The 17605-nt window shown below is 72.4% G+C and carries 13 protein-coding genes; 8 read left to right on the top strand and 5 right to left on the bottom strand.

Going from position 1 to position 17605, the window contains the following annotated elements; genetic code table 11:
• Positions 1–16 precede the first annotated feature (16 nt).
• A complete protein-coding gene (amrB, locus tag IPN03_15455) occupies positions 17–1135 on the top strand; it encodes an AmmeMemoRadiSam system protein B (GenBank protein MBK9375075.1) in 1119 nt (372 codons plus the stop codon).
• A 4-nt stretch (positions 1136–1139) separates the two neighbouring features.
• Here the strand turns inward: amrB and IPN03_15450 are convergent, their stop codons facing one another.
• The gene (locus IPN03_15450) at positions 1140–1991 is read right to left on the bottom strand and encodes a CoB--CoM heterodisulfide reductase iron-sulfur subunit B family protein (GenBank protein ID MBK9375074.1); all 852 of its coding nucleotides are present in this window, start codon (positions 1989–1991) and stop codon (positions 1140–1142) included.
• Between the two features lie 210 nt (positions 1992–2201).
• Between IPN03_15450 and IPN03_15445 the strand changes: the two genes are divergently transcribed.
• A complete protein-coding gene (locus tag IPN03_15445; protein ID MBK9375073.1) occupies positions 2202–3062 on the top strand; it encodes a serine/threonine protein kinase in 861 nt (286 codons plus the stop codon).
• Positions 3063–3157: 95 nt separating this feature from the next.
• Here the strand turns inward: IPN03_15445 and IPN03_15440 are convergent, their stop codons facing one another.
• Positions 3158–3595: a CBS domain-containing protein gene (locus IPN03_15440; GenBank protein MBK9375072.1), complete on the bottom strand. Its 438-nt coding sequence runs from the start codon at positions 3593–3595 to the stop codon at positions 3158–3160.
• 75 nt (positions 3596–3670) lie between these two features.
• On the opposite strand from IPN03_15440, the gene IPN03_15435 reads away from it, so the two are divergent.
• Together IPN03_15435 and IPN03_15430 are read left to right on the top strand one after the other, a co-directional pair.
• A complete protein-coding gene (locus IPN03_15435) occupies positions 3671–4153 on the top strand; it encodes a DUF456 domain-containing protein (protein MBK9375071.1) in 483 nt (160 codons plus the stop codon).
• The gene (locus tag IPN03_15430) at positions 4150–4911 is read left to right on the top strand and encodes a polyphenol oxidase family protein (protein MBK9375070.1); all 762 of its coding nucleotides are present in this window, start codon (positions 4150–4152) and stop codon (positions 4909–4911) included. The genes IPN03_15435 and IPN03_15430 overlap by 4 nt, the downstream gene beginning before the upstream one ends.
• 21 nt (positions 4912–4932) lie before the next feature.
• On the opposite strand, the gene IPN03_15425 is transcribed toward IPN03_15430, so the two are convergent.
• The gene (locus IPN03_15425) at positions 4933–6765 is read right to left on the bottom strand and encodes a diguanylate cyclase (protein MBK9375069.1); all 1833 of its coding nucleotides are present in this window, start codon (positions 6763–6765) and stop codon (positions 4933–4935) included.
• A gap of 168 nt (positions 6766–6933) precedes the next feature.
• On the opposite strand from IPN03_15425, the gene carB reads away from it, so the two are divergent.
• Genes carB through IPN03_15405 form a run of 4 tightly spaced genes read left to right on the top strand, consistent with a single transcriptional unit; the run spans position 6934 to position 15087 of the window.
• Complete coding sequence (gene carB / locus IPN03_15420) at positions 6934–10149, top strand: carbamoyl-phosphate synthase large subunit (GenBank protein MBK9375068.1); 3216 nt, start codon at positions 6934–6936, stop codon at positions 10147–10149.
• Positions 10149–12134, top strand: a complete 1986-nt coding sequence (locus IPN03_15415; protein ID MBK9375067.1) for an O-antigen ligase family protein — start codon at positions 10149–10151, stop codon at positions 12132–12134. The genes carB and IPN03_15415 overlap by 1 nt, the downstream gene beginning before the upstream one ends.
• A complete protein-coding gene (locus tag IPN03_15410) occupies positions 12131–14116 on the top strand; it encodes an O-antigen ligase family protein (GenBank protein MBK9375066.1) in 1986 nt (661 codons plus the stop codon). Before IPN03_15415 ends, IPN03_15410 begins: the two co-directional genes overlap by 4 nt.
• Positions 14113–15087 carry a M23 family metallopeptidase gene (locus tag IPN03_15405; GenBank protein ID MBK9375065.1) on the top strand — a complete coding sequence of 325 codons (975 nt, stop codon included), beginning with the start codon at positions 14113–14115 and terminating at the stop codon, positions 15085–15087. Before IPN03_15410 ends, IPN03_15405 begins: the two co-directional genes overlap by 4 nt.
• Before the next feature lie 13 nt (positions 15088–15100).
• Here the strand turns inward: IPN03_15405 and IPN03_15400 are convergent, their stop codons facing one another.
• Entirely contained in the window at positions 15101–16255 is a 1155-nt protein-coding gene (locus IPN03_15400; GenBank protein MBK9375064.1) for an aminotransferase class V-fold PLP-dependent enzyme, read from the bottom strand.
• A gap of 5 nt (positions 16256–16260) precedes the next feature.
• Positions 16261–17439: a chorismate synthase gene (gene aroC, locus IPN03_15395; protein MBK9375063.1), complete on the bottom strand. Its 1179-nt coding sequence runs from the start codon at positions 17437–17439 to the stop codon at positions 16261–16263.
• Positions 17440–17605 lie beyond the last annotated feature (166 nt).

The following is a 17605-nucleotide window of genomic DNA, read 5'->3' as shown; positions in this document are numbered from 1 at the left end:
CGGAGAGAGGATCGAGATGAGAGCCACGTTCCTGTCCGTCGCCCTGATCGCCGCGCTGGCGCGCTTCGCGTCCGGGGCCCCGCCGACTCTCGAGGAGGTCCGGAAGGAGATGGCGATCCCGTCCGCGGGAGACGTGCGGGGCCAGCTCGACGGGGTCGGCTTCCCGACGACGGCCGCGCAGATGGCGAAGGTCTTCGCGCTCTCCGCGAATCCGCCGGCGCCGGAGCGGCTCGGGGAGACGCCGGGGCCGGGAGTGGCCGGTGCGGTCTGCCCCCACGACGACGTCCTCTACGCCGGGCGGGTCTACCGGGGCCTCCTCCCGCTCGTCACCGCGAAGACGGTCGTCGTCGTCGGCGTCTTCCACCGCTTCCGGAAGTTCGACGCGAAGGACGTCCTCGTCTTCGACACCTACCGGGCCTGGCGTGCGCCGGACGGCGAGGTGGCGGTGTCGCCGCTCCGCGAGGAGGTCCTCGCGCGCCTGCCGAAAGGGGACGCGGTCGCCGACGCGGCGATGCACGATTCCGAGCACTCCGTCGAGACGATCGTCCACTGGCTGAAACACCGGCGGAGGGACGTCGAGATCCTCCCCGTCCTCGTCCCGTCGATGGGCTGGGAACGGCTCTGGGAGCTGGGAGAGAGGCTCGGCGGCGCGCTCGCCCAGGTCGCCCGGGCGCGAGGGCTCGTCCCGGGGCGGGACCTCGCCGTCGTCGTCTCGGCCGACGCGATCCACTACGGGGCGGACTTCCGGCACGTGCCGTTCGGGGACGGGGGGATCGACGCCTACGCGAAGGCGACGGCGCGCGACGTCTCGATGCTCCGCGCTCTCGGCGGACCGCTCGAGGCCTCGAAGGCGCGGGGCTTCTACGAGACGTGCGTGAACCCGGAGAGCCCCGCCGACTACAGGGTCACGTGGTGCGGGCGCTTCTCGATCCCGCTCGGGCTCGTGGCCCTCTCGCGCCTCGGCCGCGACCTCGGTCTGCCTCTCGAGGCGAGGCCGGTCGCCTACGCCACGTCGGTCGGCGCTCCCGAGCTGCCCGTGCGCGGCGACGGTCTCGGCGAGACCGCCCCCGCGAACCTCTACCACTTCGTCGGCTATCCCTCGGTGGCGGTCGTCCCGGCGGGATTTGTAAAATAGAAAATCAAGACCTGACCCCATGGGTTCCGAAGGCTTCGGCCATCAGGTCCGTGAACGTGCGGACGGGAAGCGCGAAGCCCGTCATGAACCTCCGGTTGACCGCATCCTGGCCGGTCCCGAGGTTGCGCCGGCAGCGGGGGCAGACGGTGGCGATGACGTCGGCGCCGTGGTCGGCGGCGCTGCGCAGGATCCGGTGCTGGAGTGAAGTGGCGACTTCCTCGCTCGCCTCCGCGGCGCGGCCGCCGCAACAGTGGGCCTTGAGAGGGGAGTCGACGACCTCGGCGCCGAGAGCCGAGAGGATCTCCTCGAGGCGGCCCGGTCGCGGCGGGTCCTGGAGGTCGAGCTCCGGCGGGTCGCCGGGGGTCGTGAGGCAGCCGTAGTAGGGGGCGACGCGCAGACCCGTCAGGGGACGGGTCACGCGCTCCCGTATCGCGTCGGGGCCCGCGTCCTCGTAGAGGACGTCGAGGAGGTGTCTCACGCAGACCGATCCGGGCGGAAGGGAGAGTCCCGTAGCGGAGAGCTCCTCGGCCACCCTCTCCCGCAGGTCGGCGTGCGTGGCGAGGGAGTGGATCGTGCGCTTGAGGTTCAGGTAGCAGGAGCTGCAGGGTGTGACGACGGCTGGCGGGACCGCGGAGTCCTCCCGCGCCGAAAGCTGGCGGGCCGCGACGGCCAGTAGACGGCCCACCCTCGCGAACGCCGGGATGGCGTTCATCGTCAGGCCCGAGCCGGGGCATCCGCCGGGCTCCTCGATCTCCTCGAACGTCAGGCCGAGGGCGCCGGCCACGTCGAATACGGCATCATCGCCCGGGCTGCCGCCGGACGGCTTCGAGCAGCCGGAGTCGTACCCGTAGCGCACTTCGGAGCGATCTCCTCCGTCCCGGATGATTCGCCGTGGCCGCGCGCCGTTCCATGATCCGCTCGCATCATTTCGGGTGTGAGAAGGGAGTCCGACGAACCCGGCCCGGGTGCCGGCCGGGCGCTGGAAGCTATACTGCCAGCTCGACTTCTCGGTGGATTCGGGAGCTTCGGCAAGGCGCCGTTCTCATCAGGCGAACGGGAGGCGCACGTGGCGGTCCTGGGCACAGGGGCGCTCCTCGGCCGGTACCGGCTGGAAGAGCGGATAGGGGCGGGCGGGATGGCGGAGGTCTGGCGCGCGCTGGACCTCGGCCTCGAGAGGCACGTCGCCGTGAAGGTGATGTCGCTCGACGCCGTCTCGACCGATGCGTCGTTCGTTCCGCGTTTCCTTCGCGAGGCGAAACTGTCCGCCCGGCTCGAGCACCCGCACATCCTCCCGATCTACGACTTCGGGCAGGTGGACGACCTCCTTTTCCTCGTCATGCCGCTGCTGCCCGGGGGAACGCTTCGGGACCGGGCCCGCGAAGGCGTCCCGGGAAGTCTCGCGATGGAGTGGCTCCGGGCCCTCGCGTCCGCCCTCGACTACGCGCACGGCGAGGGGATCGTCCACCGGGACGTGAAGCCGGCGAACGTCCTCTTCGACAAGACGGGGCGGCTCTTCCTGGCCGACTTCGGCCTCGCGCGGGAGGCCCGGAGCGAGAGCCTCACGGTGGCCGGGACGGTCCTCGGGACACCGGTCTACATGTCGCCAGAGCAGGTGAGGGGCGAGCAGGCCGGGCCGCGCTCCGACCAGTACGCGCTCGGCGTTCTGGCCTACTACCTCCTGGCGGGGGCGCCGCCGTTCGAGGCGAACTCGGTCTTCGTCGTGATGGAGAAGACGCTGCGCGACGAGCCGGCGCTTCCGTCCGCGATCAACCCCGTCCTCCACCGCTCGGTCGACTACGTCCTCCTGAAGGTCCTGGAGAAGAGACCCTCGGAGCGGTTCGAGTCGTGCGGCGCCTTCATCGAGGCCCTCGAGCGCGCCTCGCGGCGCGGGACCGACCCGGGCGCGCACACGCAGACCCGCGCGTAGGCCCGTGGCGGGCCTCCCCGATCCATCCCGGTCATTGGAGGGGAGGCGCCGTGAGGCGCCGCGGGGAGGCTCGTGGCGAGCCTCCCCGATCCATGTCAGCTGCGGCCGTAGATGTACTCGGTCAGGTACTCGACCTTCTGGTGGTCGGCGTCGGCACGGAACGCGTTGAGGTCGCCGATCGAGAGGACACCGAGAAGGCCGTGATCCGCGGCGACGGGAACGTGGCGGATCCGGTGCTCCCTCATGATCGCCTCGATCTCGTCGACCTCCCGGTCGGGCCGGACGACGATCACGTCGGCCGTCATCACCTCCCCCACGGTGGTCGACGCGGCGTCTTTCCCCTGGGCCACGACGCGCCACAGGACGTCACGCTCGGTGAAGATGCCCCTGAGGGACTCCCCGTCGGCGACGACGAGAGAGCCGATCCGGTGATCGTGCATGAGGCGGGCGGCGTCCTTCACGGTGGCGTCCGGCGCGACGGTGATCACTCCGCCGGACTTCTTCTGGGCGAGGAGGTCTCCTGCGGTCGGCATGGAGCCCTTGTATACGTCCGGGCGCCGGCGCGTCAACGCTGTGGCGCAGCGTAGACGCTTGCTATCCTGCCCGCCGTGCCCGACGCCGCCCTCTGGCTCCTCGCCCTCCTCCTCGTCCTGGCGGGGATCGCGGGAGCGATCCTCCCGGCGATCCCGGGCGCACCGCTCGTCTTCGGAGGACTCTTCCTGGGGGCCTGGATCGACCGCTTCGCGAGGGTGGGCTGGTTCCCGCTCGTCGTCATCGGGCTCCTCATGGTCCTCACGTTCGCCGTCGACGTCGCGGCGACCGCGCTCGGCGCGAAGAAGGCCGGGGCGAGCCCGCTCGCCCTCGTGGGCGCCGGCGTCGGAACCGTCGCGGGCCTCTTCTTCGGTTTCGTCGGCGTCCTGGTGGGGCCGTTCGTCGGGGCGGCGCTCGGCGAGTACCTCGCCCGCAGGGACCTGAGGCAGGCGGGCCGGGCGGGCCTCGGCACGTGGCTCGGCATCGTTCTCGGAAGCGCCGCGAAGATTGCGCTGATGCTCGCGATGGTCGGGGTCTTCGCCGTCGCGTGGCTCGTGTGAGCGGCCTCCTCTGGCCCGAGGATGGCGGGGCGCTTTTCTCCGGGCTTCCCGAAGGGGTGACGGCCGGGTTTTCGACGCTCGCCCTCGTTCCCGACGACCTCGAGGCGGACGCGGGGGCGCGGCGCCTCGCGGAGCTCCTCGGCGCGCCGGGGGCGCCGATTGCGCGTCTGAAGCAGGTGCACGGCGCCTCGGTCGTCGAGCCGCGGGGTATCCGGCCGGGCGAGGTCGTGGTCGCGGGATACGGGGACGCCCTCGTCACGACCGAGCGAGGTCTCGTCCTCGCGATCGCGACCGCCGACTGCGTCCCGGTGGTGCTCGTCGACGTCGAGGCGGGCGCGCTCGCGGGAGTCCACGCCGGCTGGCGCGGAACGGCGGCGCGCATCGTGGACGCGGCCCTCGACGCACTCCTGGACCGCGGGGCGCGACTCGACCGCGTCTGGGCGCTCTTCGGACCTTCGATCTCGGGAGACGTCTACGAGGTGGGGCCCGAGGTCCTGCTGGCGCTCGACGGGACCCTGCCCTCCGCGGCGGTCGTCCCGGGCCGCGGAGACCGGAGCTGGCTCGACGTCGCGGCGTGCAACGAAGCGGCGCTTCTCGCGCGCGGGGTCCCGGCGGAGCGGATCGTCCGGCCACGGCTCTGCACGTTCCGGGAGAGCGGCAGATTCTCCTCCTGGCGGCGGGACGGGGCGAGCGCGGGGAGGATCTACACCGGAGCCGTGCTCGGATCGAGGCCGCCGGGCCCGCCAGCGCCGGCCTGAGGAGCCGCGGCCCTCCGGGCCCTACTCCAGCTTCCGCCAGGTGCCGCTTCGGGGAGGGGCAGGCTTGTCGCGCACCACGACGCGCCCCTTCCCCTCGGCCTTCGCGTCGTAGAGCGCGGCGTCGGCCGTGGCGAGGACGGAGGCGGGCTCGTGGTGCCCCGCCACGATCGCGACGCCGATGCTCGCGCCGATCGGCGGACCGTCGTACTGCTCCGGCAGGGAAACGGCCGCCGCCCTCGCGCAGATCCTCTCGGCCGCGATCCTGGCCTCCTCGGCGCCGGTCCCCTCGAGCAGGACGACGAACTCGTCTCCGCCGATCCGCCCGACGAGGTCGCCCGGCCGGACCGCGTCGAGGAAGAGCCGAGCGAAGGAGCGCAGGACCTCGTCCCCCGCCCCGTGGCCGACCCGGTCGTTGACCTCCTTGAAGTTGTCGAGGTCGATCAGGAGGACGGACGACGGAAGCCCGCGTTCGGCCCGGGCGACGAGCCGGAGGAGGTTCTCCTCGACGACGCGGCGGTTCGGAAGGTCGGTGAGGGGGTCGTGCCGCGAGAGGTGGACGATCGACTCCTCGTACCGCTTCCGTTCGGTGACGTCCCGCTTGACCGCGACGAAGTGGGCGATCTCTCCCTTCCCGTCCCGGACCGGGGTGATCGTCTGGTCCTCGACGTAGACCGTGCCGTCCTTTCTGCGGTTCGTCACCTCGCCTTCCCAGGTCCGGCCGGCGAGGATCGACGTCCAGAGCTCCTCGAAGTAGGAGCGGGGGTGGAGCCCCGACGTCTGGATGGCCGGGGTCCTGCCGAGCGCTTCCTCCCTCGAGAAGCCGGTCAGCGCGGTGAAGGCCGGATTCACCCACTCGATCGTCCCGTCGCGCGAGGTGATGACGACCGAGTGCTGCACGCCGTCGAGGGCGAGCGACTGGAGCTCGATCTCGGTCAGGCCGGCCGCGTGGTCGAGGGAGAGCGACACCTGCTGCGTCAGGCGGCGCAGGAGGTCGACCGTCCTGGCGTCGAACGCGTCGGGACGGCGGGCGTGGACCGTCAGGGCGCCGAGGACGGCGCCGCGGGCGGTGAGCGGCAGTGCGATGGAGGCGCCGATCCTCCGGCCCGCGTCGCGGTTCCTCCAGGCGACTCCGAAGGAAGAGTCTCGTTCGGCCTCGACGCGCTGGACGAGCCCGGTGCGGATCGCCGCTCCGGTGATTCCGCCCTCGGGGGAAGGGACGTCCCAGCGGATCTCGTGCGCCGTCGCCCCCGGCGCGTTCGGCCCGGCGATACCGCTCATCCGGACGGTCCCGTCGTTCTGACGCTGGCCGATGGAGACGAGGGCGAAACGGAAGATGCCGGCGACGCGGAGGCAGATGAAGGAGTGGATGGAGTCGAGAGGCTCCCGCTGGAGGAGCCGGCTGTTCACCTCGGCCAGGAGGGCGAGGACCTCCTCGTTCTGCTTCGCGTCCGTCCTGTCGACGCCGACGGCCCATGCGTCCCAGCCGTCGACCGGATAGGTCATGGAAAGGCTCGACCAGGAGACGGTCTTCACCGATCCGTACTTCGTCGTCAGCTCGGTCTCGACGTTTCGGAAGCCCCGCCCGGCGTTGCGCCTCAGCTCGCTCATCCGCGCCCGCTGGAGCGGGTCGGGATAGAGCAGGTCGAACACGTTCGCGTTTCCGACGACTTCCTGGGATGTGTAGCCCGTGACCCGTTCGCACTCCCGGTTCCAGAAGGCGAACAGCCCGTCCCTGTCCACGGCGCTCACGAGGACGGGGAGTCCGGCAAGGACGAGGCGCAGCTCCGACAGCTCTGCCCAGAGAGTCTGGAGCTCGGGGACGTGGTCGAAGCTGAGACCCTCGGGGAGCTTCATGGACCTCCGGGAAGCGGGACGTGCCGGGGCTGCTCGCGCAGGGGGATTCCGGGGCGAAATGATCGGGAATCGGGAGCCGCCGAGTCAAGCCTTTCCTTCGCCTTTCGCGAACCGGGGGGGCCGGACGGCTGGAAGGCGCCCTCGGGCGGTTCCCGTAGACTCCGGCGCGTGCCGAAAAGAGCTGATCTGAAGTCGATCCTGGTCCTCGGTTCGGGGCCGATCATCATCGGTCAGGCGTGCGAGTTCGACTACTCGGGGACCCAGGCCTGCCGTGTCCTGCGCCAGGAGGGGTACCGGGTCGTCCTCGTCAACTCCAATCCCGCAACCATCATGACGGACCCCGAGTTCGCCGACGCGACCTACATCGAGCCGCTCGACGTCGCGACCGTCGAGCGGGTGATCGCGAAGGAGCGTCCCGAAGCCCTCCTCCCGACGGTCGGCGGGCAGACGGCCCTGAACCTCGCCGTCGCCCTCGACAAGAACGGGGTCCTCGCGCGCTACGGCGTGGAGCTCCTCGGCGCCTCGGCGCACTCCGTCGAGCTGGGGGAGGACCGCCTCCTCTTCAAGGAGGCGATGCAGAAGGCGGGGGTCGACGTTCTGCGCTCCGGCATGGCCCGGACGGTCGACGAGGCCCGCGAGATCGCGCACCCGTTCGGCTTCCCGGTCATCGTCCGCCCCTCCTACACCCTCGGCGGGACCGGCGGCGGGATCGCCTACAACGCCGACGACTTCGAGGCGATCGTCAAGCGCGGCCTCCTCCTCTCGCCCGTCCACGAGGTCCTGGTGGAGGAGTCGGTCCTCGGGTGGAAGGAGTTCGAGCTGGAGCTGATGCGCGACGCGTCGGACACCTGCGTCGTCGTCTGCTCCATCGAGAACGTCGACCCGATGGGGGTCCACACGGGCGACTCGATCACCGTGGCGCCACAGATGACGCTCACCGACGTCGAATACCAGGCGATGCGCGACGACGCCAAGACCGTCATCCGGACGGTCGGCGTGGCGACGGGCGGCTCGAACATCCAGTTCGCCGTGAACCCGAAGACGGGGCGGCGGATCGTCATCGAGATGAACCCGAGGGTCTCGCGCTCGTCGGCCCTGGCCTCGAAGGCGACCGGGTTCCCGATCGCGAAGATCGCCGCCCTCCTGGCCGTCGGCTACAGGCTCGACGAGCTGACGAACGACATCACGAAGAAGACGCCGGCCTGCTTCGAGCCGTCGCTCGACTACGTCGTCGTCAAGATCCCGCGCTTCGCGTTCGAGAAGTTCCCCGGTGCTTCCGACGTCCTCGGCGTCCAGATGAAGTCGGTGGGGGAGGTCATGGCGCTCGGGCGGACCTTCGCCGAGGCGTTCGGCAAGGCGCTGCGGTCCCTCGAGACGGGGCGCGGCGGCTGGACCGCGCCAGGTCCCGCGGCGATGCCGCGAGCCGAGACGCTGCGCGTGCCGCGCCCCGACCGGATCTACGCCGTCCTCGACGCCCTGCGAGCGGGGGCCACGGTCGAGTCCGTGAACGAGGTGACGGGCATCGACCCCTGGTTCCTCGATCGATTCGGGGAAGTCGTCGCCCTCGAGGCGCGGATCACGGACGAAGCCAGGGCCGGGGACGCCGGTACGCTGCCTTCGCCGGCCCTCCTTCGCCGGGCCAAGCGTATGGGCCTCTCCGACGAGGACCTCGGCCGTCTGACCGGGACGTCGGTCCGCGAGGCGCGCGCGCACCGACTCGCCGCCAGCGTCGCCCCCGTCTTCTCGCGCGTCGACACCTGCGCCGCGGAGTTCGAATCATCGACCCCGTACCTCTACTCCTGCTACGAGAGCGAGTGCGAGGCGGCGCCGACGGACCGGAAGAAGGTCATCGTCCTCGGCTCGGGGCCGAACCGGATCGGACAGGGGCTCGAGTTCGACTACTGCTGCGTCCACGCGGCCCGGGCGATCTCGGAGGCCGGCTGCGAGTCGGTCATGGTGAACTGCAACCCCGAGACCGTCTCGACCGACTACGACACGTCCGACCGCCTGTATTTCGAGCCGCTGACGCTCGAGGACGTGATGGCGGTGATCGACAAGGAGAAGCCCTACGGGGTCCTCGTCCAGTTCGGAGGGCAGACGCCGCTCAAGCTCGCGCACCCGCTCCAGGAGGCGGGCGTGCGGATTCTCGGCACGTCTCCCGACGCCATCGACCGGGCCGAGGACCGCGAGCGCTTCGGCGAGCTCCTCGCCGAGACCGGCCTCGCCGCGCCGCCGTGGGCGACGGCCCGCGACGTCGGCGAAGGGATGGTCGAGGGGGTGAAGCTCGGCTTCCCGCTCCTCGTCCGGCCCAGCTACGTCCTCGGTGGCCGCGCGATGCGGATCGTCTACGACGAGGCGGCGCTGCGCGGTGTCCTGGCGGAGGCGCTCGAGGCGTTCCCCGGTCGGCCCGTCCTCCTCGACCGCTTTCTCGAAGACGCCTTCGAGCTCGACGTCGACGCCGTCGGCGACGGTAAGGGTGTCGTCATCGCCGGGGTCATGCAGCACATCGAGGAGGCCGGCATCCACTCGGGCGACTCGTACGCCGTCATGCCTCCCTACCGGCGCGTGCCGCGCGAGGCGCTCGGGGAGATCCGCGCGGCGACGCGGAAGCTGGGCGAGGCGCTCGGCGTCGTCGGGCTGATGAACGTCCAGTTCGCGATCCGCGAGGGGAAGCTCTACGTCCTCGAGGTGAACCCTCGCGCGTCCCGCACCGTTCCGTTCGTCGCGAAGGCGACGGGTGTCCCGCTCGCGCGGATCGCGGCGCGTCTCTGCCTCGGCGAGACGCTCGAGGAGGTGGGGCTGACGAAGGAGCCGCCCGTTCTCGGCGTCTCCATCAAGGCGCCCGTCTTTCCGTTCCGGCGCTTCGAGGGGGTCGACACGATCCTGGGTCCCGAGATGCGCTCGACGGGCGAGGCGATGGGGCGGGACCGGAGCTTCGGGCTGGCGTTCCTGAAGGCGACCGCCGGCGCGGGGATCCGCCTGCCGGAGTCGGGCACGGTCTTCTGCTCGGTCCACGACGGCGACAAGGAGGCCCTCCTCCCGATCGCCCGCGAGCTCGCCTCCCTCGGCTTCCGCATCTACGCGACCTCGGGCACGGCCGCCTTCCTGAGCTCCGCCGGACTCGACGCGATGCCGGTCCTCAAGGTGAACGAGGGGCGCCCGAACGTCGTCGACCGGATGATCAACGGGGAGATCCAGCTCGTCGTGAACACTCCCCTCGGGAAGGACTCCTTCTTCGACGAGGTGGCGATCCGCAGGGACGCCCTGGAGCGAGACATCCCGTGCCTGACGACGCTGACCGCCGCCTCGGCGGCCCTCGAGGCGATCCGAGCCCGGTCCGGAGGCCCGATCGCGGTTTCGGCGCTGCAGGAGGCGGAGCGGTAGTGGGCGAGCGCCTCGGGCGCTTCTTCGCGCCGGGCGCCCGTCCGGCCCGCTGGGCGCTCGGGGCGGCGCTGGCGGCGCTCGCCTTCGTGGCGATCGGCGCCCCCTGGCAGCGGACCGCGGGACCGCTCCTTTTCGCCTCCGGCCTCTTCCTCCTGGCCGCCCTCGCGCGCCCGAACCTCGCCACTCTCTTCGCGGCGGTCGTCGTGGCGCTCCTGCCGATCACCGGGAACCTCCTCGCAGGGCCGTGGGTCGCGCCGGCCGAGCTGCTCCTCCTCCTGGTGGCGGGCGCGGCGCTCCTGCGGCACGAGGAGACCCTCCCGTCCCCCATGAAGGGCGCTCTGGCCATCTCGGCAGCCGCGATGGCAACGGGAGCCGCGGCGGCGACTCTGTCGGCCCTGGCTCTCGCGGAGACGCCGGCCGCCGTGGAGGAGCTGGCGCGGTCTTTCTTTTCCCCGGGGGTCGACCACGCAGCGGTGCCGCTGCGAGCGGCTCTCGTCCACGCCGCCGGGCTGCTCGGATTCGTCCTGTTTCGCCGGGCCTCGGCCCAGCGGGGAAGCCGGACGCTCGTGACCTGCATCGTCGGAGGGCTGGCCCTCGTGGGCGCCTACGCGGTCCTTGAGGCCTCTACGGGGCTCAAGCTCTGGGGCCCGGCCCACTACGAGGCGCACTCGTTCGGGCTGCGGGTCCCCGCGACCCTGCCCGATTACAACGCGACCGGGGCGGCAATGGCCCTCGGGCTCTTTCCCGCGTTCGCCCTGGCGCGGAAGGCGCACGGGGCGGCCCGCCTGGTCCTCGGAGCCGGCATCACCCTGTTGCTCGCGGGCCTCATCCTCTCCGGATCGCGGGGCGCCTGGCTCGCGACGCTTGCGGCGGCGGGAGCGGCACTCGCCGGAGCGCTCTGGTCCCGCCGGAGGGACGACGGCAGTGAGGCGCGGAGGCTGGTCCTCGGCGCGGGCCTCGCGTTTGTGGTCTCGGTCGCTGCGATCGCGGCGTGGCCGGGAGACGTCGGACAGCTCCTGCGCAGGCGCGCGTCGACCCTCGTCGATCCCGGTGCATCCCTCGACGCCGTCCAGGCGGGGCGCGTCGGTTTCTGGCGCGCGGGGGCCCGCATGATCGCGTCCCACCCGTTCGCCGGTGTCGGTCCCGGACGGGCTCCGGCCCGGTTCGAGGAGTTCCGTGACCCGTCCTTCCCGGTCCGGGTCGAGAACCTCCACAACTATTTCCTCCAGGCGCTGGCCGAGAACGGCCTTCCCGGAGGGCTCCTCGTCCTGTTGCCGTTCGTCCCCCTGGTCCTCGTCGCCGGCCGTCTGCTCGCGGCAGGAGCCGCCTTCTCGTCGCCCGAGGCCGCCCTGGCTCCCGGCCTGCTCGCCTTCTCGCTGACGGGTTTCGTATCCCACCCGTGGCTGCTCCCCGAGCTGCAGTTCCTGTTCTGGGGAGCGGCAGCCCTGCTCCCGGCGGGCCGGCCGCTCCCCGGTCCAGCGGGCTTCGCGGGGGCCGCCCGCCGGTACCTGCCCTGGACGGTCCTGCTCCTGTGGGGGAGCCTTCTGCTGCTGCTCGCCCCTGGCGCCCAGAGAGGGCGGTTCGGGTACGCCGAATGGGGCGCGCGCGGAGGCGAGGAGCGCTACTTCTGGGTTGGTCCGAGGGCCCTGGTCCCGGTCGCCGTCCCCGGGGGAGAGGCCGTTCGCGTCCGTATCCGAGGGATGCTCGCGGACCTCGGACGGCACCCCGTCCTCGTGTCCGTGCAGCTGGACGGCGGCCCCGCTCTGAAGGTCTCGCTGGCGGATCGGTCGTGGCACGATGTCGTGGTGAAGCGCGGACCCTTCCGGCCGGGCAAGAACGTGGACGGCAGCGGTGCTCGCGGGCTCCTCGGGCTCGATGCGAGCCGGAGCTTCTGCCCGGGCCGGGAGAAGGGCGGGGACCGGCGGGTCCTGGCCCTGCAACTCGCCCGACCCCCGCTTGCGCCGGTCGAACGGGCGGCGCCGTGAACCGCCCACATCCCCTCGCCGGAGTCGCCGCCTTCGCCGGCTGGATCGCACTTTCCGTCGGCTGCTCCGTCATCCTCCTGCCGGCTCACACCCTCCTGCGCACCGTCGTCTGGGCAGCGGCCGGACTCGTCTTTGCGGCGGCCGTTGTGGCGCCCTTGCGGTCGCTGCCCCTGGCGGGTCTCGTCCTGGCCGTCTCCGGCGTGTCGTCCCTCGCCTTCGGCCTCGGGAACCCCGCCGTCGTCGCGCCGGTGCCGCTCGCGGCGTACCTCGCGGGCGCGGCTCTGCGTGCGATCTACGACCTCGAGCGCCCGCGGCCCGCCCACGGCCTGACGCCGCTCTGGCGGGCCGTCGCGGCCACCTCCGCCCTGTCGGCCCTTTCGGCCTGGGTCGGCGCCCGGACGGCCTACCTCCTGCTGCGCGACGTTCCCCCTCCCCGGGTCGTCAATCGCCTCGGCCTCGACGCGGAGCAGGCCCTGGCGGGGACGGTCGCGGTCCTGGCGGCCCTCTTCCTGACCGCGGGCTTCCACGCGCTCGCCGTCCGCGCGGGGAGGGAGGTCCGCGGGGCGCGCCTCCTCGACGCCACCCTCGTCACCGTCGCGGTCGTCGCGGGAGGGGCCGCGATCCTCCAGAAGCTCGGCCTCGTCCCGCACCTGAGGGCCCCGCACTGGGAGGAGTGGGGGCGCGCGCAGTCGACGTTCACCGACCCGTCGGCGGCCGGCGTCGCGGCCGCGCTCCTGCTCGCGCCGTGCCTGGCGCGGGCGGCGTCGGGCCCGTGGGGCCTCAGGCTCGTGGCGGGCGCCGGGGTCGCAGGACTCCTCGTCCTTCTCGCCGACGCGGGCTCGAGGGGCGGTTTCATCGGGGCCCTCGTGTCGGCCCTCGTCCTCGTCCTCTGGGCCGTCACGCGGGCGCTCGCGGGGCAGAGGCCGGGCGTGCGCCGCAGGGTGGCCCTGTCGGCGGGGACGCTCTCGATCCTCGTCGCCCTCGCGTTCGGGGCCGCCCTCGCGTGGCCGACGGGAAAGGGGAGCCGGAGCGCCCTCCTCGCCAGGCTCTCGGAGTCGTTCGGACGACAGGAAGCGCCCTCCCTTGCCGAACCCGAGAGGCTCCTTCTCTACGAAGGGGCCCTCGCCCTCGCCAGAGAGCATCCGGTCACGGGCCGCGGCCTCGGTTCCTTCCGCACCGAATTTCCCGACGCCGCCTTCGATCTCCTCGGCAAGACGGTGGCGTTCACCGACCACCCTCCGTCGCTCTACCTCGGCGTCCTCGCGGAGACGGGTCTCGCCGGAGCGGCCGTCTTCGCCCTTCTTCTCGCCGGGCTCGCTTCGGCGCTCGGCGGGGCGCTCTCGTTCGGTGCGGAGAGGACGGAGGAATCGCTTCGCGCGGCCGGGGCGGCGGCCGCCATCGTCGGGATGCTCGTGATCTTCCTGTTCGGGTCCCACCTCGTCTACGCCGAGATCGGCGCGCTCGTCGGACTCCTCACCGCGCGCCTGCCCGCGCCGCCGGAAGGACGCTCCGTCCGCGTTCTCGGACACGTCCTGCCCGTCCTCGTCGCGGGCGCCTCCGTTCTCCTCGTGGGCGGAGCGCTCGCGAGGTGCGTCGAGACGTGGGGCACCGCCTCCGCGTTCGCGCACGGGCCGACTGCCGGCCTCTGGGCGGTGGAGCGTGAGCCGGACGGCCGGCCGTTTCGGTGGACGGCCGAGGCGGCGGCCTTCCGGATCGATGCTCCCGGCGGCCGGCGGTCGTTTCTCGACCTTCCCGTGAAGAACGCCCGCCCCGACTCCGAGAGCGTGACGGTGACCGTCTACTGGAACGACGCGATGCGTGGCGCCGTGGAGCTGCCGCACGGCGGCTGGAAGGCGCTCCGGCTCGCGGTCGAGGGCCCCGGCGTCCTCCGACTCGTCCCCGAGCGGACGTTCCTGCCGCTCTCGCGCACGGACGGACGGCGGCTCGGAATCGAAACCGGCCTTCCCGTCGTCGGCCCGTGACGGAGATCCGCTTCCACTCGCGCGATCCGAGGCGCAGGCCCCGCGCCTGGAAGCTCGACGAACGGGGCGGACGCGTCGCCGCGGCCCTCCTCGTCCTCGCGGGGACGCTGGTCGCGATCGGTCTCTTCGGTGCGCCCGACCTCGTCACGTACGTCGTCCGGTCGGCCGAGCGGCTCGCGCTGCACGTGAGGGCGCAGCGGGGGCTCCTCGCGCTCGATTCCGTCCGGCTCCGCTTCGAGCGGCTCGAGAAGAGGGTCGCGGCCGACGAGCTCTTCCTGGCCCGCGTGGCCGCCGTCCTCTCCCTGCCTCTGCCCGGGACGTTTCCGGAGCAGGAGCGCCCGAGCGAGGGCGCCACGGCGACCGATCTCGAGGTGGAGGTGCACCGGCTGGGCCGGAGGCTCCGCGCGATGGAGACGTTCCGGAGGAGGATCGCCTCGGCGGAGACGTCCGATCCGGCACGCATTCCCTCGCGCTCGCCGGTCGAACCCTCGTCCGCCGTTCCGCTCTCCGCTTTCGGCCCGCGCATCTCGCCCCTGACCCACCGCCCCGAGTTCCACGCCGGCCTCGCGCTCGCGGCGTTCGCCGGTACGCCCGTCTTCGCCCCGGCCGGCGGGCGCGTCGTCTTCACCGGGCGCGTGCCGGGGAGCGCGGGCGCCGCGTGGAGGACGTTCGGCACCGTCGTCGTCCTCGCGCACGACGAGCGGACCCGGACGCTCTTCGGCTACCTCGGGAGCGTCCGGGTGAAACGCGGCCAGACCGTGCGGCGCGGAGAAGTGCTGGGCGCCATCGGTCCGAACCGCTTCTCGCCGACGTCCCAGCTCCACTACGGCGTCTGGAAGCACGACGGGAAGAGCTGGCGTCCCGTCGACCCGCGCCTCCACGTCCTCGACGCGGAGTGGATCACGGCGCCGGAAGTGAGGAGCCCGCCGGAGCCCCCGCGCGACGCCGAGCTGCCGGCGGCTTTCCGCTGAGGAGGCGCCGCGATCAGAGCCGCGCGAGGAGGTCCAGGACTCTCACGGCCTCTTCCGGTTCGTTCCCGACGTGCGGCGAGAGCCGGAGGAAGCCGGCGCGGGCCGAGCAGGCGACCCCGTTCGACTCGAGGTGGCGCATGGCCCGGCGCGGGTCCGTGCCGGCGGGCGGGCGGGCCGAGAGAATGCCCGAGCGTATCGCCTGAGCGTGGAGGACCGGCTCCCAGCCGAGGCGCGGCAGCCCCTCCTCCAGGACGGCGAGCACCGCGCGGATCCTCTCCCCGATCACCCCGGTCCCGGCTTCGAGGAGGAGACCGATCGAGGCGTGGAGGGCGTAGACGCCCGGGGTTGGCGGCGCGCCGATCTCGAACTTCGTCGCGTCTTCGACGTACTCGGGCCGGTCGCCGACGTCGTACTGCGCCGGGCTGGTCCGCTTCAGGTTCAGCCAGCCCGACGGAGGGCGCAAGCGCGTGCGCAGCGACGGGGTCGTGAAGAAGAGCCCGCACCCTTCGGGCCCGAGCATCCACTTGTGCCCGTCGGCAGAGAGGTAGTCGGGCCCGAGCGCGGCGACGTCGACGGGGACCGCCCCGACCGCCTGGATCGCGTCGAGGCCGAAGACGATCCCGTTCCCGCGGCAGAACGCGCCGATCTCTGCGGCCGGCGCGACGAATCCGGTGTGGTACGCGACGAGGGAGAGCGAGACGAGGCGCGTGCGCGGATCGCAGGCCGCGAAGACCTCCTCTGCCGTGAACGCCCCGTCCCGGGTCGGAATCCGCCGGACCTCGACTCCGTGACGCGCCAGGTCGAGCCACGGCGTCAGGTTCGCCGGAAACTCCGACTCCGTCGTCACGACGACGTCGCCCGGCCGCCAGTCGAGCCCCTGCGCGACGAGGGAGAGTCCGAACGTCGTGTTCGGGACGATCGCGATCGACCCGGCGCCTCCGAGCTCCTTCGTCACGCCGAGGAGCCTCGCCGCGGTTTCGCGGAGCGCGGTGATCCGGGCTGCCATTTCGGAGAAGGCGAGCGGCCCGCGGGTCGAGAGCAGTTGCGCGTACTCGGCGAGAGCCGCCACGGCGCGCGTCGGAAGCGGCGACACCGCCGCGTGGTTCATCTGGATCGTCGAGAGGCGCGAGGGGAACTCGCGGTCGAGGGATTCGCGGGAGAAGTCCATCGCGCTCAGAACCTCCGCTGGGCCGCGAGGAAGCCCTCGAGGTTCCGCCGGACCTCTTCCATCGCGTCTCCGCCGGTCTTCTCCAGGAGCGCCCCCGCGAGGACGAGCGCGAGCATCGCCTCGGCGATGACGCCGCAGGCGGGGACGGCGGTCACGTCGGAGCGCTCGTACTGCGCCCGGTGCGGCTCCTTCGTGTCGAGGTCGACCGACGGCAGCCCCTCGCGCAGCGTGGCGATCGGCTTCTGGAAGAGGACCACGAGGACGTCCTCGCCGTTCGTGATCCCGCCCTCGAGGCCTCCGGCACGGTTCTGCGTCCGGTGAAAGCCGCGCTCCTCGGAGTAGGCGATCGGGTCGTGCGCCAGGGAACCCGGAGCGAACGCGTTCGAGACGCCCGAGCCGATCGAGACGGCCTTGACCGAGGGGATCGAGAGCATCGCCTGGCCGACGATCCCGTCGAGCTTGCGGTCCCACGAGACGTGCGACCCGAGGCCGGGCGGCACGCCGCGCGCCGCGACGAGGATCGTCCCGCCGAGCGTGTCGCCCGCCTTCGCGGCGGCGTCGACCGCCTGCGTCATCTTCGGCTCGAGGCTCGCGTCGACGGCGCGGAAAGGTGAGTCCTCGCGCACCGCCGCCAGGCTCGCGAACGACCATCCCTCGCGCGGCTCCTCGCTCGCGACCGGGCCGACCGACAGGACGCCGCTCTTCACCTCGATGCCGAACGCGCCGAGGAGCTGCCGGCAGACGGCGCCCGCCGCCACGCGCGCGGCCGTCTCTCTCGCGCTCGCCCGTTCGAGGACGTCGCGCAGGTCGTGGCGGCCGTACTTGAGCCCGCCCGGCAGGTCCGCGTGCCCGGGGCGCGGCGAGGAGAGCCGCCGCTTCGCCGCGGCCTCCGGGTCGACCTCGACCGGCCCCATCACCTTCTCCCAGACGCCGTGGTCGAGGTTCTCGACCGTCATCGCGAGCGGAGAGCCGAGCGTCTCCCCGCCGCGCAGCCCCCCGGTGAACCGCACCCGGTCCCGCTCGAGCTTCATCCGCCCGCCGCGGCCGTACCCGTGCTGGCGCCGTGCGAGGTCGGCGTCGATTGCGGCGAGGTCGAGCCGCAGGCCCGCAGGGAGCCCCTCGAGGATCGCCGTCAGGAGCGGCCCGTGCGATTCGCCGGCGGTCAGGAGGCGGAGGCGTGGCATGGCCGGAAGTGTAGCGAAGCGTCTGGGCGGGTCCCCACGGTACGGCCGGGCCGACAGGCGAACCGCACCGAGACGAGAGGCTCCCGTGGCCTCCTCGAACTTGTCACGAGTGCAGGTCGAAGATAGGCTGCGGCGACTTCAACGAGCCTCGAGACTGCCGAGTGGG

It is taken from the genome of Holophagales bacterium, from assembly GCA_016719485.1.
Taxonomy (GTDB): Bacteria; Acidobacteriota; Thermoanaerobaculia; order UBA5066; family UBA5066; genus UBA5066.
The sequence above is the reverse complement of the archived record's forward strand: the minus strand, read 5'-3'. Positions and strand labels throughout refer to the sequence as shown.